We start from the raw sequence: 16,071 nt of genomic DNA on the forward strand, positions 1-16,071 counted from the left end.
AGGTGTAACTAAATGAAGTTTACTGATGGAATTAAAATGGCATTTTCAGACATAAGAAGAAGAAAGCTAAGGAGCTTTCTAACTATTGTAGCGATATCGGTAGGAAGCCTTTTGCTTATGGCTATGCTTGGACTTGGAGATACCTTAGCAAAACAGGTTGAGAATATGTTTTCTACATTCTCAGATACACAAGAAATAACTGTATTTAATATTAAACCTTCTGCTGCAGGGTCAGTTAGCATTAATGTAGGAGTACAAGATAAAAATGCAGCTGGTCAAAAAAGAGAAACTAAAAATATTACTACGGAAGATTTAGATAAGATAAGTAAAATTTCTGGAGTGGAATATGTTAAGGCTATATTAGAAACAAAACTAACTGGTGTTACTATAGAAGGAAGCAGTGTACAAAATAAAGGGGTTACATTAAGAGGATATAATTTCAACTACTACAAATCATTCAAAAGTGATTTAGCCTATGGAAATGATTTTTCCAATGATAAAAACGAGATTATTGTTGGTGAGAAGTACTTAAAAGCTATTGGGATAGATAATGGAGAAGATGTTTTAGGTAAGGAAATTACTTTAAAAGTTGATGCACCAGTTATAAATGGAGTAGCAGTAAGACAATCATTCTCTACTAAAGGAAAGATAGTGGGAGTATTAAAAGAAAGCAGTGATGAAAAAAGAAATATAATTTGTTCCCAGCAAGTAGCAGAGGAAGTTTTAAATTATTACTCAGAGAAAACAGATTATTTCAAAGAAACTGGTTATCCAAGCCTTGTTGTAAGAGCAAAAACTCTCGATGATGTTAAAACTATTAATGATGAAGTAAGGAATAAAGTAGGTTTTGAGACATTTACTATGGCAGAATTATCTCAAAAGATGGCAGCAGCTACAAAAAGTTTTAAATTAATCTTTTCTGTTGCTGGAGTAATAGTTATTCTGGTTGCTAGTATTGGATTAATTAATACTATGAATATGAGTATACAAGAAAAGAAAAAAACTATAGGAATTATGAAGGCAGTAGGAGCATCAAGAAGAGCAATAAAAAACATATTTTTAGTTCAAGCAGCTTTACTTGGAATTTTAGGTGCAATTTTAGGTTGTGCTGTAGCAGCTATAATCACAGTTGTACTTAATAGTTATGTTTTAAAAGAAACTCAAGCAGTATTAAGTCTGGTAAACCTAGGAATATGTTTTGGAATAACTTTTGTCATATCAACCATTTCAGGCTTGATGCCAGCATCTAAGGCATCTAAGATGAATGTTGTTGAAATAATTAGTTATGAATAATTAGATATGGTTTTCTAGTAAAACTCAGCTACTGCTGGGTTTTGCTTTGCTTTTTTGCAAGTAGAATATTATATAATATTTTTAAGTAATGTAATATAATGGTTTTATCAAGGGGGAGATAAAATGCGAAATATCTTAATTGTAGACGATGAAGTAGAGATAATTGAGTTGATAGAATTATACTTAGAAAAGGATGGCTATAGGGTTTATAAAGCAGAAGATGGAATTGAAGCATGGAGAATCATAACTAGTGAGAAAATAGATCTAGTTTTATTAGATATAATGATTCCAGGGATAGATGGATATCAATTAGTAAAGAAAATTAGAGAGAGATATAATATACCGGTTATTTTTATATCTGCTAAGAGTGATGCAAATGATCTAATACTTGGATTAGGTTTGGGAGCGGATGATTACATAATTAAGCCATTTAATCCTCTTGAATTAAGTGCAAGAGTTGGAGCACATATAAGAAGATTTACGGAGCTTAAAGGAGAAGAAGCAGAAATTGTTAATGATATAAAGAGTGGAAAGATAATATTAGGGACCCTTGTTCTTGATGAAAATCAATGTATGCTTTTAAAAGATAATAGAGAAATTATAATGACAGTAACTGAATATAAAATCATGAGATTTTTGATGAAAAATCCTAATAAGGTATTTACAAAAAAACAGATATTTGAACAAGTATGGGAAGATGAGTATTACGGAGATGACAATACAATTATGGTTCATATAAGTAATATTAGGGACAAGATAGAGGAATGTCCAAGGTCACCTAAATACCTTAAAACTGTTAGAGGGTTAGGCTATAAATTTCAATGGGACTAAGTGGTGAAAAGATGTTCAAAAAACTTAAGTTAAATAAAATTAAACCATCAGGTATTTTTTTTAAGATTACACTAGGAAATATAGTTATAATTTCTATGACTGTTTTTTTGTTTTTAGTGTTATCTATTGTTTTTGCATTATTTATGGTCAAAGTTTCATCTGATACAATGAAGGATAATAATATAAAAGATTATATAGATTCATTAGTTAAAGAAGACTATGAAAATATAGATGTTTCAGCTTTATCAAAATATGATGGATGGCTTGAAGTACTTAAAGATAACAAAATAGTATATATCAAAGGAAATAAGCTAGATAAAGTAACTGAATATTCTACAGGCGAACTAGTAGATATTTTGCAAGAAACATATAATTCACCTTCAGCTGATGCTAATCTAAAAGAATATGTATTTGGTAAAAGCTTTAAAGATAAGGCTGGAAATGAATTGATTTTATTAGTCAAGTTTCCTGCAGATGAAAATAAGGATACAAAATTAAGGTCAATGATGAATAGTACTACACCAGGCTTTTATTATGATGAAAAAAATTTAGATGAAAAAATAAAAAAGATAATGTTATTGATTTACGGCGGTTTCTTTATAACTAGTTTAATATTCTTATTATTAATAAGTAAGTTGATTTCAAAGAATATAGCTAATCCTATAAAGCATATTATTAAGGGTATTGAGGAAATAAGTAGTGGGAATTACTCAAATAGAATTAATTGTAGAGCAGATAGTGAATTAGCAACTATTAGAGACGCTTTAAATTCAATGTCTGAAAAGATTCAAAAGACAGAAGAAGAAAAAAGTAAGATAGAAGAAAATAAAAAGATAATGATTGCAGATATTTCTCATGATTTAAAGACTCCTATTACCTCAATTGAAGGATATGCAATAGCACTTAGAGACGATATGGTTGCAGATCCTATTAAAAGAAGAAAATATTTAGATTATATTTTAAAAAAAAGTGAAAGAATGAATTATTTAATTGACGAATTATTTTCATTTTCCAAAATGGATGCATCTACGTTTAAATTAAATTTAGAGAAGATTGATATATGTGAATTTTATAGAAGAACTATAATTGAACATCTACCTGAGCTAGAGAAAAGTAAGTTTAGTTACGAGATAAATATATATGATGAACCGATATTTATCAATATTGATAAACAGGAGATGTATAGAGCAATATCAAATTTGATATCAAATTCACTTAAATATAATCCAGTAGGGACAAAAATTATATTTAATTTGATAAAAGTGCAGGAAGAAGTTTTTATTGAAGTAGTTGATAATGGGATAGGAATGGATAAAGATCTTCAAGAAGTAGTATTCAATGAATTTACAAGAGGTGATAAAACGAGAGTAAGTTCAGGAGGAGCAGGACTCGGACTAGCTATTTCAAAAAAAATTATTGAATTGCATGGAGGAAAAATTGAATTATATAGTACATTAGGGATTGGAACATCATTTAAGATAAGTTTAATGCTTAAGCATAATTTATAAAATTAATAGCATTTTTAAATAGATAAGAAAGAAATTGTAGCATAGAGAACAGAGAAATTCCTCAGTTTTCTATGCTATGGTTTAGAAAATATTTTTTATACTAACTTCCTGCAAGTCTAGTATATAATTAGTTGAAAATTTTATAGCATGTAATGAAGCTAAAGCTTCTTCAGAATTATGATATTTGATGTATTGACTTAGCTTTGAAGCTTCTATATTTAAGTTATCAAAGTCAGTATGATTTACATATAAAGCTACTGCAGAGGAATTATCTTTTATGTAATCTATTAATTCTACAGTTTTATCATAACTTTTTTCCCAATTCTCTTCAGTTATTAGTGTCTCAGTTTCTTCAGAGTTTTTCAATATATGTTCACAAATACCAGTGAGTTTCCCATTTGCGTAAAAGAGAAACCCTAAAAGAGTAGCAAATAAAGCTATAGAAATTATTGAATTTCTCATTTCTTTTCACTCTCCATTTTTTCAAAGTCACCTTTTAGCTGATGTATTAACTTTCCAGTACTATCTAGCAATACAATAAAGGTATCTTCAATATTTACACCCTTGTTTTGTAGTTTTTGTTCTAGCCATTTAGTATCTTTGTTCATTTGTGATAAGGTTTCTTTATTATATTGACCATCAACATATAAAATTGCTGGTAAGTTCATCGTGGTATTATCCATAGGAATTATAGAAAGCTGACCATTGTTTTCTAGCAAAGCATATTTAATTTTAGATATATCTAGGTTTCCACTAATTCTTAATTCTTCCATGAGATCATCAAGATTTATTCTTTGACTCTTAAGTTCTTTTTCGTTTAGCTTTCCATTCTTAATTATTATTGAAGGATTACCATCAATAATTTTTCTCATAAAGTTACTTTTTAGCTGAAGTTCTGTTAAAATAAGTTCTAGAATCAAAAGCGACATTATAGGAATAATACCCAAAATTAATGGAAGTCTGACGTCTTGCATAGGAACAGTAGCAAGATCTGAAATAATTATAGTAATAACTAATTCATATGGTTGAAGTTCACCAATTTGTCGTTTCCCCATAAGTCTAATTACTAAAACCACGAGAAGATATAAAATACATGTACGAAATATAACAATAAACATAAAAACACCTCAAAAATAATATTAACTATTAATGAGAAATATATGTATGATTATGAATTTTCTAAGCTATGTTATATAATATAATAAGGTATAATTTGTCAATATGTTTAATTCTTTTAGGAGGTATTGGGAAATGAAAAGCTTAAGTTTAACATTATGTAATGGTAAAAGTATTGAAGTGAAACAGGGAACTATATTAAAAGATATAATAGAAAAATATTATGAAAAAGATGAAATGTCAATAATGCTCGCAAAGGTGAATGGTAGATTTCGTGAACTAAATAGCTCGTTAGAAGAAAGCGGAACCTTTGAAGCAATAAAAAATAATACAGTAGAAGGCATGCAGGTTTATGGAAGAACAATGACTTTCATATTTATAAAGGCTACTTTAGATTTATTTCCTGATTCTAAAATAACTATGGAACATTCAATTAGTAAAGGAATCTATGGAGAAATTCATAAAGAAAAGGTATTAACTGAAGAAGATGTCAAGAATATAAAATCAAAAATGAAAGAATTGATTGATAAGAATCTGCCCATAAATAAGTTCAAAATATCTAAGCAGAAGGCCATAAATATCTTTGAAGGATATGGTATGGTTGATAAGGTAAAACTTTTATCACATATGGAATTTGATAAGGTAAATGTTTATGAATTAGATGGAAGATATGATTATTTTTATGGTTATATGGCACCTAATACTGGAAGTGTTAGATTGTTTGATGTTATTTTTTATGATCAAGGATTTATATTAAGATACCCAGATGATAAAGCTCCTACGAAAATAATTGAGTTTAAGGAACATAAAAAATTATCCAGTATATTTAGAGAAACTGAGCAATGGCTCAATATTCTAGGAGTCGGAGAAGTAGGATCTCTGAATGATAAAATGATTTCTACAGATGCTCAAGATTTGATAAGAGTGTCAGAAGCACTTCATGAAAAGAAAATTGCATATATAGCAGATAAAATAAGTGATGAAAAAGAAGTTAGAGTAGTATTAATTGCAGGTCCTAGTTCATCAGGCAAGACTACATTCTCAAAGCGTCTATCTATTCAATTAAGAGTAAATGGTCTTCTTCCTATACCTATTTCACTAGATGATTATTTTATAGATAGAGATAGGAGTCCCCTTGATGAAGAAGGGAAACCAGACTATGAAAATATTAATGCACTTGATTTAGATCTATTTAATAAGCACTTAGAATTACTTCTAAAAGGGGAAGAAGTTGAAATACCCATTTATAACTTTATTACAGGTACAAGAGAACCTGAAGGTAGAAGATTTAGACTGCCTCAAAATGGAGTTTTAGTTATTGAAGGTATTCATGGGCTAAACAATCAATTAACTGAGTCAATTGCAGATAAAAATAAATTTAAAATTTATATTAGTGCATTAACACAACTAAATTTAGATAATCATAATAGGATAGCAACAACTGATATAAGAAAAATAAGAAGAATTGTTAGAGACTATCTTACTCGTGGATATGGAGGAGAACAAACTTTAGAAATGTGGCCATCAATTAAGAGAGGAGAGGAACGTAATATTTTTGTTTATCAGGAAAAAGCAGATGTTATGTTCAATTCAACTTTAGTATATGAGCTATGTGTCCTCAAAAGTTTTGCATTAAAAGAATTAAATAAGATAAATGAGGATAGTTCAGTATTTTATGAAGCTGAAAGACTGAAATCTTTTTTAAGTTTCTTTAAGGAAGTACCAGTAGATTTAGTACCCGAAAACTCCATATTAAGAGAATTTATTGGTGGAAGCTGTTTTTATAAATATTAATAAAGGGTTTTAAGTTTAACTTATAACTTATTCATGTAAGAATAAGTTAAGTTTCCTATAAAAAACCCTATAAATAATCAAAAGAAAAAGTGAGGAGCATTATGAAAAAGTATGATGTATTTGATATTATTGGTCCTATAATGATAGGACCATCATCTTCACACACAGCAGGAGCAACAAGAATAGCTAGAATGGCTAGAATTGTTGCAGAAGAAGATATTAAAGAAGTTAGTTTCCTGCTACATGGTTCATTCTCAAAAACGTATAAAGGACATGGTACAGATAGAGCATTAGCTGCAGGCATTTTGGGAATGAATCCAAGTGATATTAGACTTAGAAATTCCCTTGATATAGCTAAAGAGATTGGAATAAAAGTAGAATTCATTGAAGCAAATTTAGGAGAAGTGCATCCCAATACTGTTAAGTGTATAATTACTGGAAAAACAGGGGTAGTATATTCATTAGTGGGATCCTCTATTGGAGGAGGAAATATTCAAGTAATTGAGATAAATAATCAAAAAGTTGATTTTACAGGAAATTATCCAACTTTAATAATTTCTCATAAGGATGTTCCAGGAAGTGTATCAAAAGTTACGGCTTTATTATATAAGGAAAATATTAATATAGCGTTTATGAAGGTATTTAGAAGTGAAAAAGGTAAAGATGCAACCATGTTATTTGAAGTAGATAATCCAATTCCAGATTTTATTATGGATGAGATTAAATCTATTAATGATATTTCAAAAGTTATAAGAATAAATCCAATAAAAGAAGGAGAATAAGAATCATGTTTGCAAAAGATGGGTTAGAATTATTAGAGATATGTGAAAGTAAAGGTATATCTTTAAGTGAATATGCTATATTATACGAAATGGATTCTAAGGAAGCAACAAGGGAAGAAGTAATAGAATTAATGAGAAAGCATTATGAAGTAATGAAAAGGTCTTGCAGTGAAGGAATGGAGAAAGAAGTATATTCTGTAAGTGGGTTAATTGGTGGAGATGGATATAAAATAAAAAAATATTTAAATAGTGGAAAATCAATTACTGGAAATGTTATGATAAAAGCAATGGGAAGAGCAATATCCTGTGCTGAAGTAAATGCATCAATGGGGCAAATAGTAGCATGCCCAACTGCAGGGTCTTGTGGGATATTACCAGCAGTTATATTGACAGCTGGAGAAAAGTTAGAGCTATCTGAAGATGAGCAAATAAGAGGATTATTTTCAGCTGCAGCATTAGGATTAATTATTGCACAAAACGCTACATTAGCAGGAGCAGAAGGTGGATGTCAGGCTGAATGTGGCTCGGCAGCAGCCATGAGTGCAGCAGCAGTTGTAGAAATGATGGGTGGAAGTCCTAAAATGAGCTTGGATGCAGCGGCTATTGTATTTAAAAATATAATTGGATTAGTTTGTGATCCAATAGCTGGGTTAGTTGAAGTGCCTTGTGCTAAAAGAAACTTTGCAGGAGCAATTAGTGCGCTTACAACCGCAGATTTAGTTATGGCAGGAGTTGAAAGCAAAATTCCTTTTGATGATGCTCTTTCTGCCGTATATACAGTAGGAAAAAACATGCCAAGTGAGCTAAGAGAAACCGCCTTAGGAGGGTTAGCAATAACTAAAACTGGGATGGAGTTAAAAGAAAAAGTATTTAATAATCTTGAAAAGTAACTTGTATAGGGGGAAAATTTATGAATTTTGTAGAAGAGGTTGAAAAATTTCAGCTTATTAAAGGCAGTGATGCATATGAAATGGCTAAGTTAGAAGTGCTTTTGAGACTTGAGAAAGTATACATAGCAACTAGAGGAGGGAATATAGCAGTTTTTCCATCAAATATGAATAGAACTAAATCCGTATATGTTTATACTAATAGAGAATTTATAAATGATGATGGTAATAATTATGACGAGATTTCCTTAGAAAAGTTTAATATTATTTTAAAAAACAAAGGTAATAATTTTAATAATTGCTTTATTAATAATAATACTGAGTTTAGTATTATTTTAGCAGGAAATATACCTTATTTTATAAGAAGATATGATGATATATATTCTAAATCAGTTAATTTTGATGTTAACTTCTCAAATACTGTGAGCGTTCAACCAAATGCAAATCCACAGACTAGTGTAGGTACTCAGACTTACAACATGGATAATAATATACAAAATAGTAAAAATATTTTACCGGATAGAATATATTTAGTAGCTAGAGATGCTGCAGACCTAAATAATATCGATTACTATATAAGAACATCATCAAATGACAATTATGCATATTTGTATTACAGTTCAGCTCAAGGGAATAATAATGTTTTTAAAGAACAGTTATATTGGGCTAAATTAGTTGGAATAAGTAAAAATCATTTTATAGAAACAATAATGCCAGATTTAAAGCAAAAAGGTATAAATAAGATAATATTAAACTTTGGAACAAAAGATGGCACAATAGTAGAGATAAATGATATTATATAAGCTATTTATAGAAAACTCGGTTTATGCCGGGTTTTTATAGAATATGATTATTAAAATGCTTTTATGGATTAAAGGTGAGTAAATGTATTTAAGAAAAGAAGCAGAAAAAATATTACAAGATATATATGGATACACAGAATTTAAAGAAGGTCAATGGGAGATAATAAATAGCATACTTCATGGAAAAGACACATTTGGAATTTTATCTACTGGGGCAGGTAAATCAGTATGCTATCAGATTCCTGCATTGCTACTTCCGGGGATTACTTTGGTTATTTCTCCACTTATATCTCTTATGAAAGACCAAGTAGATAGTTTAAATCAATTGGGAATAGATGCAGTGTATATTAATTCTTCTATTACTTTAGAGAAGGTTAAGCTAATAGAAAAAGAGATACTTAGTGGTAAGTATAAAATTGTATATATGGCACCAGAACGCTTAAATTCTAAGTTTACGTTAAAGTTATGCAATAGTATATTAATCTCACAAATTGCAATTGATGAAGCCCACTGCGTTTCACAATGGGGACATGATTTTAGAACTAGTTATAGAGAAATATCTCCATTTATATCAAAATTAAATTCTTCGCCTGTGATTTCAGCATTTACTGCTACGGCTACTGAAGATGTAAGAAAAGATACTATAAAACTTTTAAACCTAAGTGATCCATATATATATGTAGGAAGTTTTAATAGAGAAAATCTAATTATTTATATAAATAAGGAAGAAGATAAGCTGGAGTTTGTAAAAGATTATCTTCGAGATAATACAAGTAGCGGAATTGTGTATTGCCTTACTAAAAAAGAAGTAGATGGTTTATATGATTATTTAAATGATATAGGATTTTCTGTTGCAAAATATCATGGTGGAATGAAGGAAGAAGAGAGAAATTTCAATCAAGAAGAATTTCTTTTAGATAATAGAAATACAATGATAGCAACAAATGCATTTGGAATGGGAATAGATAAATCAAACATAAGATATATTATACATTTTTCTATACCTAAAAATCTTGAAAGTTATTACCAAGAGATAGGAAGAGGCGGAAGAGATGGTGAAAGCTGCAAGTGTCATTTGTTATATTCAAGAGAAGACATAGCATCAGTAGAATATCTAATTAATACTACAAGCTTGATTAATAGACGAGAAATAGAACTACGTAAACTTAATGAATTCCTAGCTTTTTGTGAAAGTGAAAAGTGTTATAAAGAATATATATTAAATTACTTTGGAGAAAAAACCACTAATGGTTACTGTAATAACTGTTCTAATTGCTTTGAAAATGAGGATATACTAGATTTCACCATTGAAGCTCAAAAGATTTTATCTTGTGTATATAGAACTCAACAAAGTTATGGTATATCAGTTCTTATTGATATTCTAAGAGGGGTAAAGGGACCTAAAATAATTCAAAATACATTAAATAATCTTTCTACCTTTGGGATAATGAGGGAATATTCTTCTAGTTATATAAGAACTATAATTAAAGGGCTTATAGATAATGGATATGTGCAATTAAAAGAAGGCACTTATTCTATGCTTAAATTAAATGATAAGTCTATAAGAATCTTAAAAGGAGATTCAAAGGTATTCTTGAAGCTCGATAAGAGTGCAACAATGGTTTGTGAAGATGAAGAATTATTTAAAAAGCTTAGAATTTATAGGAAAGACAAATCTGTTGAGGAAAAAGTTAAACCATATATATTGTTTAGTGATAGAACACTAATTGAATTAGCAAATAAAAAGCCAAAAAATGAAGAGGAGTTAATTTCAATTCAAGGGATAGGTGAGAGAAAACTTAAGAATTATGGTAGTGATTTATTAAAGATTATAAATAATTAGAGATATAGTAGAATTAAGATATTCTTAAGGGGATTTTAATGTAGGCTAAAAGATGGAATGGTATAATATAGTAAAAAATGAAATGAGGGTTTAATATGGATAAAAAGTTAGTTACTACAGCTTTTGATTTACATGGATATACAATTGTTGAGAATTTAGGCCTTGTTAGAGGGATAATAGTACGTTCAAGAAGCATAGTTGGGAATATTGGAGCAGGGTTACAAAGTATAGTAGGTGGAAATATAAGTATATATACAGATTTATGTGAAACTGCAAGAGAGGACTCCTTTGAACTTATGTTAGAACATGCAGCAGAGCTTGGAGCTAATGCAATAATAGGCGTTAGATATGATGCAAATGAGGTATCTCAAGGAATAACAGAGGTGCTATGTTATGGCACTGCAGTAAGAGTTGAGAAAAATTAAATTATTAAGTAAATAATAAGGTGAAAAAAGTAGAGGAAGGTTCTCTACTTTTTTTGTTTATAAAATAAAACTGATAAAGTATTAATTTTTAATAGTAACTATTTAGTAGATATTATTACTTTGATAAATTTTTTTTGTAATAAGATGTTTATCTATATGAATATATTTAAACAAAGGAGGGATGTGCTTATGAACTTCAAGGAATTTATTCAAAGTGATAGAGAGAAGCATAACAAATATAAATTTCAAGGTACATTTTTAGACTATTTAGAAATAGTTAAGGAAAATCCTGATGTAGCGAAGCTAGCTCACGAGAGAATATATGATATAATCCTAAGCCAAGGATTTAGTAATTTAAGGTCTGAGGATAATCCTAAAATTAAAAAGCTTTATGGTAGTGAAGGTGTTAAAAGGTATAATTTTTTCACAGAAGATTTTTTTGGAATTGATAAAGTTATTATGAAGCTTGTAAACTATTTTAAAGCTGCATCAATGAAAGGTGAAGAAGCAAGACAAGTTTTGTATCTTGTAGGACCAGTAGGAGCAGGCAAGTCTTCGTTAGTAGAATCACTTAAACAAGCATTAGAAACTGCTGATCCAATTTACTCATTAAAAGGATGTCCAATGCATGAAGAACCGTTACACTTAATACCAAAGCATTTAAGAAAGAATTTTGAAGAATCTCTAGGTGTACAAATAGAAGGAGATTTGTGTCCAGTATGTAAATATAGACTTATCAATGAGTTTAATGGTAAATATGAAGATTTTCCTGTAGAAACAAAGAACTTTTCTATAAGAAGTAGAAAAGGGATAGGGGTAGTACCTCCTGTAGACCCAAATAATCAAGACACATCTATTTTAACAGGCTCAGTAGATATATCCAAAATGGATATGTACCCAGAAGATGATCCAAGAATATTTTCTTTAAATGGAGCATTTAATGTTGGAAATAGGGGACTAGTTGAATTTATAGAAGTATTTAAAAATGATGTTGAATATCTACACACAATTATCACAGCGACTCAAGAAAAATCAATACCCTCACCAGGTAAAGGTTCCATGATATATTTTGATGGATTGATAATAGCACATTCTAATGAGGCTGAATGGAATAAATTTAAATCAGATCATACAAATGAAGCTATATTAGATAGAATAGTGAAGATAGAAGTACCATATTGTTTAGAATTAAACGAAGAAATAAAAATATATGAAAAGATTATAAATAAGAGTAATTTTAAGGCACATATAGCGCCACATACTCTAGAGATTGCAGCTATGTTTGCAATTTTATCAAGATTAGTACCATCAGCCAAAGTAGATCCTATTACAAAGCTGAAAATTTACAATGGCGAGGATATTGTAGAAAAAGGAACCACAAAGAGAATTGATATTGGTGAACTTAGAGAAGAAGCTGGACCTATGGAAGGAATGAAAGGGATATCAACTAGATTTATTATAAAGGCTATAGATAATGCTCTATCTAATTCGGAATTTAATTGTATTAATCCACTTTCAATAATGGAGACCATGATTAAGTCAGTTAAGGAGATGGACATATCTCAAGAGGAAAAGAAAAAGTATTTAGGCCTAATACAAGATAATATTAGAAAAGAATATAATAAGGTTCTCGAAAAAGAAATAACTAAGGCATTTATACATTCATTTAGAGAACAAGCTGAAAGCTTATTTAATAACTATATTGATAATGCAGAGGCGTATGTTAATAAAAGTAAGTTGAAAGATGTTGCTACAGGAGAAGAGTTAAATCCAGATGAAGTATTTATGAGGAGCATAGAAGAACATATAGGTATATCAGAAGCCTCTTCAAAGGGCTTTAGATCAGATGTAACTTCATATATGTTCTATGTAGTTAGAAATGGAGGAAAATTAGATTATACCTCTTATGAGCCACTTAAAGACGCAATAGAAAAGAAATTAATTGCATCAGTAAGAGATCTATCAAGAATTGTAACCAAATCTAGAGTTAGAGATAAAGAACAGGATGAAAAATATAATGCTATGGTAGAAGAAATGAAATTGAGTGGATACTGTTCACATTGTTGTGATGTAATTCTTAAGTATGCAGCCAATAATCTATGGAAGGATTGATAAAATGGCTGCAATATTTAGAGATAACTCAGAAACGCCAGTGGAGCATGATAGATCAATAGAGGATAGACGTAGGCATAGACAGTTAGTAGAGAAATCTATTAAAGAGAATCTAGGAGATATATTATCTGAAGAAAGTATAATTGGGGAAAGTAAAAATAAGAAATTTAAGATTCCGATTAGAGGAATAAAAGAATATCAATTTATATTCGGTAAAAATGCAAATGGAGTAGCAACAGGAACAGGAGAAGAAAAAAGAGGAGATAAGATAGGATCTTCAGAAGGAAATGGAAAAGGTAGTAATAAAGCAGGAAATAGTGAAGGTGAAGATATATACGAAACTGAAATCACTTTAGAAGAGTTGATGGACTATATTATTGAGGATCTAGATTTACCTAATCTAGATAGAAAAAAATATTCTGAAATAGTTACTGAAAGTAGCGGTAGAAAAAGAGGATTTCAAAAGTATGGAATTAATCCAAGATTAGCAAAAAAGAAAACAGTTATGGCCAAAATAGCAAGAAAGCAAGGAAAGAAAAGAGCACTACTTGAGGCTAATAAAGAAGAGACATTGGAGAGATTTCCATTTAGGGAAGAAGATTTAAGATATCATAGAGTAAAGATGAAACCTAAAAAAGAGAGTAATGCTGTGCTTATGTTTATAATGGATGTATCTGGTTCAATGGACGTAAGTAAGAAGTATATGGCTAGAAGTTTCTTCTTTGTTTTATCAAAATTTATTAGGAGAAAATATAATAATATAGCTTTTGAATTTATATCACATACTACCTCAGCTAAACTAGTTAATGAATATGAATTTTTTCATAAGGCCGAATCAGGGGGAACGTACATTTCTTCAGGATTAAATTTAGCCTTAGACCTAATAAAGAAAAAATATCCACCAGATTATTGGAATATTTATCCTTTCTATGCATCTGACGGAGATAATTGGAGTGAGGATAACGAAAGAGCATTAGAAGCAGTTAATAAGCTATGTGATGTTTGTAATATGATGGGATATGCAGAATTATTACCTTCAACATACTCTACAACAATGTATTATAGATTTCAGAAAGAGATAAATAGGAAAAATTTTTTATCTGTAGTGGTTAAGGAAAAGAAAGATTTGTGGCAAGGAATAAAATTTATGCTAAGTAAAGAGTTGAAGGAGGATTCCTATGGATTATAGCTTAAATGATCTTAAAAAGTGGAATGAAGTAATTGAGGACAAGGCAAGAGAATTAGGATTGAATTTCTATCCTCAAGAATTTGAAATAATAGGCTATAACGATATGATTTCTTATGAAGCATATGTAGGAATGCCATCTAGGTATCCACATTGGAGTTTTGGAAAGTCCTATGAAAAAACAAAAACATTGTACTCATTGGATTTGACTGGATTGGCATATGAAATGGTTATTAACTCTGACCCCTGCTTAGCATACTTAATGAGAGAAAATACTCAATTACTGCAAATCTTAACTATGGCACATGTTTATGGGCATAATGATTTCTTTAAAAACAACAGGCTGTTTAAGGAAGGCACAAGAGCTAAAAATACTTTAGAGATGTTTAAGCTTGATGGAGATACAATTAGAAGATTTATTAATCATCCATCAATAGGATATGAAAAAGTGGAAAGAGTTCTGGATGCTGCACACGCTATTAAGTTTCAGATTCCAAGAGTGATAGGAGAAAAGAGAATAACAAATGAAGAAAGAAGAGAAAGAATGATGAGTGATTATAACAAGAGCATACAAGATAAAAATATATTGGATGAAGAAAATTTGATAGAAGTTCCAGATATAAATAAAATTCCATTAGAGCCTGAAGAGGATGTGGTAGGATTTTTAATAGAGTATGGAGATTTAGAAGAGTGGGAGAAAACCATATTAAAAATAGTTAAGAGAGAAACTGAATATTTTTTACCACAGGTTGAAACCAAAATTATGAATGAAGGATGGGCTAGTTTTTGGCATTACAACATTTTAAATTCTTTAGATTTACCACAATCACTACAATTAGAGTTCTTAAAAAGGCATAATGATGTAATTGCTCCGATGGTTGGGGGCTTGAATCCATATTATATCGGATTTAGACTATTTCAATATATCGATGAGACCTATGGAAGAAAGAAAATATTTGAAGTAAGAGATATTGATAGAGATGCATCATTTTTAAGAAGATATCTCACAAGAGATTTATGTGAGGAACTGAATTTATTCCAGTATGGGAAAAAAGGCTTTGATTTTTTAGTTGAAGAAGTTTCAGATGAACAAGGATGGGAAAGTATAAGAGATTTGATTTCTTTCAATGCAGGATTAGGTTCAATACCATGTATAAGGGTAATAGATTATAATCCAAAGGAAAATTCAATTGTACTTGAGCATGTATTTGATGGAAGAGAATTAGAGCTTAATTATGCTAAAGAAACACTAAAATACGTGCAGGAGCTTTGGGGAAGAAAAGTGGTCTTAATAACTAAAGGTAAAAATGGAGATGAATTTAAAATAATATGCGATGAGAATAAAAAAATAATAACTCAATGATTTAGCTATAAAGTAATGAAGACAGAGACGTTTATGTCTCTGTCTTTTAGTTAATAAGATTAGAGAGGTGTTAAAGCTTGACAAGGTTTTTCGTAGATGATAGTATAATTAGGTAAATGCAAATCATT

The 16,071-nt window shown here is 29.7% G+C and carries 14 protein-coding genes; 12 read left to right on the forward strand and 2 right to left on the reverse strand.

The window, feature by feature from the left end; genetic code table 11:
• Positions 1–12: 12 nt before the first annotated feature.
• From JK634_RS19570 to JK634_RS19580, 3 genes are all read left to right on the forward strand, one after another.
• Positions 13–1,293, forward strand: a complete 1,281-nt coding sequence (locus tag JK634_RS19570) for an ABC transporter permease (RefSeq protein ID WP_202769444.1) — start codon at positions 13–15, stop codon at positions 1,291–1,293.
• 123 nt (positions 1,294–1,416) lie between these two features.
• Positions 1,417–2,124 (forward strand): response regulator transcription factor, encoded by a 708-nt coding sequence (locus JK634_RS19575; RefSeq protein WP_202769445.1) that lies wholly within the window; start codon positions 1,417–1,419, stop codon positions 2,122–2,124.
• An 11-nt stretch (positions 2,125–2,135) separates the two neighbouring features.
• Positions 2,136–3,632 carry a sensor histidine kinase gene (locus JK634_RS19580; RefSeq protein WP_202769446.1) on the forward strand — a complete coding sequence of 499 codons (1,497 nt, stop codon included), beginning with the start codon at positions 2,136–2,138 and terminating at the stop codon, positions 3,630–3,632.
• Between the two features lie 81 nt (positions 3,633–3,713).
• On the opposite strand, the gene JK634_RS19585 is transcribed toward JK634_RS19580, so the two are convergent.
• Complete coding sequence (locus JK634_RS19585; protein WP_202769447.1) at positions 3,714–4,094, reverse strand: DUF4363 family protein; 381 nt, start codon at positions 4,092–4,094, stop codon at positions 3,714–3,716.
• The gene (locus JK634_RS19590) at positions 4,091–4,750 is read right to left on the reverse strand and encodes a DUF421 domain-containing protein (protein WP_202769448.1); all 660 of its coding nucleotides are present in this window, start codon (positions 4,748–4,750) and stop codon (positions 4,091–4,093) included. The genes JK634_RS19585 and JK634_RS19590 overlap by 4 nt, the downstream gene beginning before the upstream one ends.
• A gap of 133 nt (positions 4,751–4,883) precedes the next feature.
• On the opposite strand from JK634_RS19590, the gene JK634_RS19595 reads away from it, so the two are divergent.
• From JK634_RS19595 to JK634_RS19635, 9 genes are all read left to right on the forward strand, one after another.
• Entirely contained in the window at positions 4,884–6,542 is a 1,659-nt protein-coding gene (locus tag JK634_RS19595) for a nucleoside kinase (protein ID WP_202769449.1), read from the forward strand.
• Positions 6,543–6,643: 101 nt separating this feature from the next.
• Complete coding sequence (gene sdaAB / locus JK634_RS19600) at positions 6,644–7,324, forward strand: L-serine ammonia-lyase, iron-sulfur-dependent subunit beta (protein WP_202769450.1); 681 nt, start codon at positions 6,644–6,646, stop codon at positions 7,322–7,324.
• Between the two features lie 5 nt (positions 7,325–7,329).
• On the forward strand, positions 7,330–8,214 hold the full coding sequence (gene sdaAA, locus JK634_RS19605) for an L-serine ammonia-lyase, iron-sulfur-dependent, subunit alpha (RefSeq protein ID WP_202769451.1): 885 nt from the start codon (positions 7,330–7,332) through the stop codon (positions 8,212–8,214).
• Positions 8,215–8,234: 20 nt separating this feature from the next.
• Positions 8,235–9,014 carry a hypothetical protein gene (locus JK634_RS19610; protein WP_202769452.1) on the forward strand — a complete coding sequence of 260 codons (780 nt, stop codon included), beginning with the start codon at positions 8,235–8,237 and terminating at the stop codon, positions 9,012–9,014.
• Positions 9,015–9,096: 82 nt separating this feature from the next.
• Entirely contained in the window at positions 9,097–10,857 is a 1,761-nt protein-coding gene (gene recQ / locus JK634_RS19615; protein ID WP_202769453.1) for a DNA helicase RecQ, read from the forward strand.
• 95 nt (positions 10,858–10,952) lie between these two features.
• Entirely contained in the window at positions 10,953–11,282 is a 330-nt protein-coding gene (locus JK634_RS19620; protein ID WP_202769454.1) for a YbjQ family protein, read from the forward strand.
• Positions 11,283–11,471: 189 nt separating this feature from the next.
• Positions 11,472–13,394: a PrkA family serine protein kinase gene (locus JK634_RS19625; RefSeq protein ID WP_202769455.1), complete on the forward strand. Its 1,923-nt coding sequence runs from the start codon at positions 11,472–11,474 to the stop codon at positions 13,392–13,394.
• 4 nt (positions 13,395–13,398) lie between these two features.
• The gene (gene yhbH, locus JK634_RS19630; protein ID WP_202769456.1) at positions 13,399–14,583 is read left to right on the forward strand and encodes a sporulation protein YhbH; all 1,185 of its coding nucleotides are present in this window, start codon (positions 13,399–13,401) and stop codon (positions 14,581–14,583) included.
• Positions 14,573–15,943, forward strand: coding sequence for a SpoVR family protein (locus tag JK634_RS19635; RefSeq protein WP_202769457.1), 1,371 nt, complete (start codon positions 14,573–14,575; stop codon positions 15,941–15,943). The genes yhbH and JK634_RS19635 overlap by 11 nt, the downstream gene beginning before the upstream one ends.
• The last annotated feature ends 128 nt before the right edge of the window (positions 15,944–16,071 follow it).

The sequence above is a fragment of the Clostridium paridis genome (genome assembly GCF_016765615.1).
Taxonomy (GTDB): Bacteria; Bacillota; Clostridia; order Clostridiales; family Clostridiaceae; genus Clostridium_T; species Clostridium_T paridis.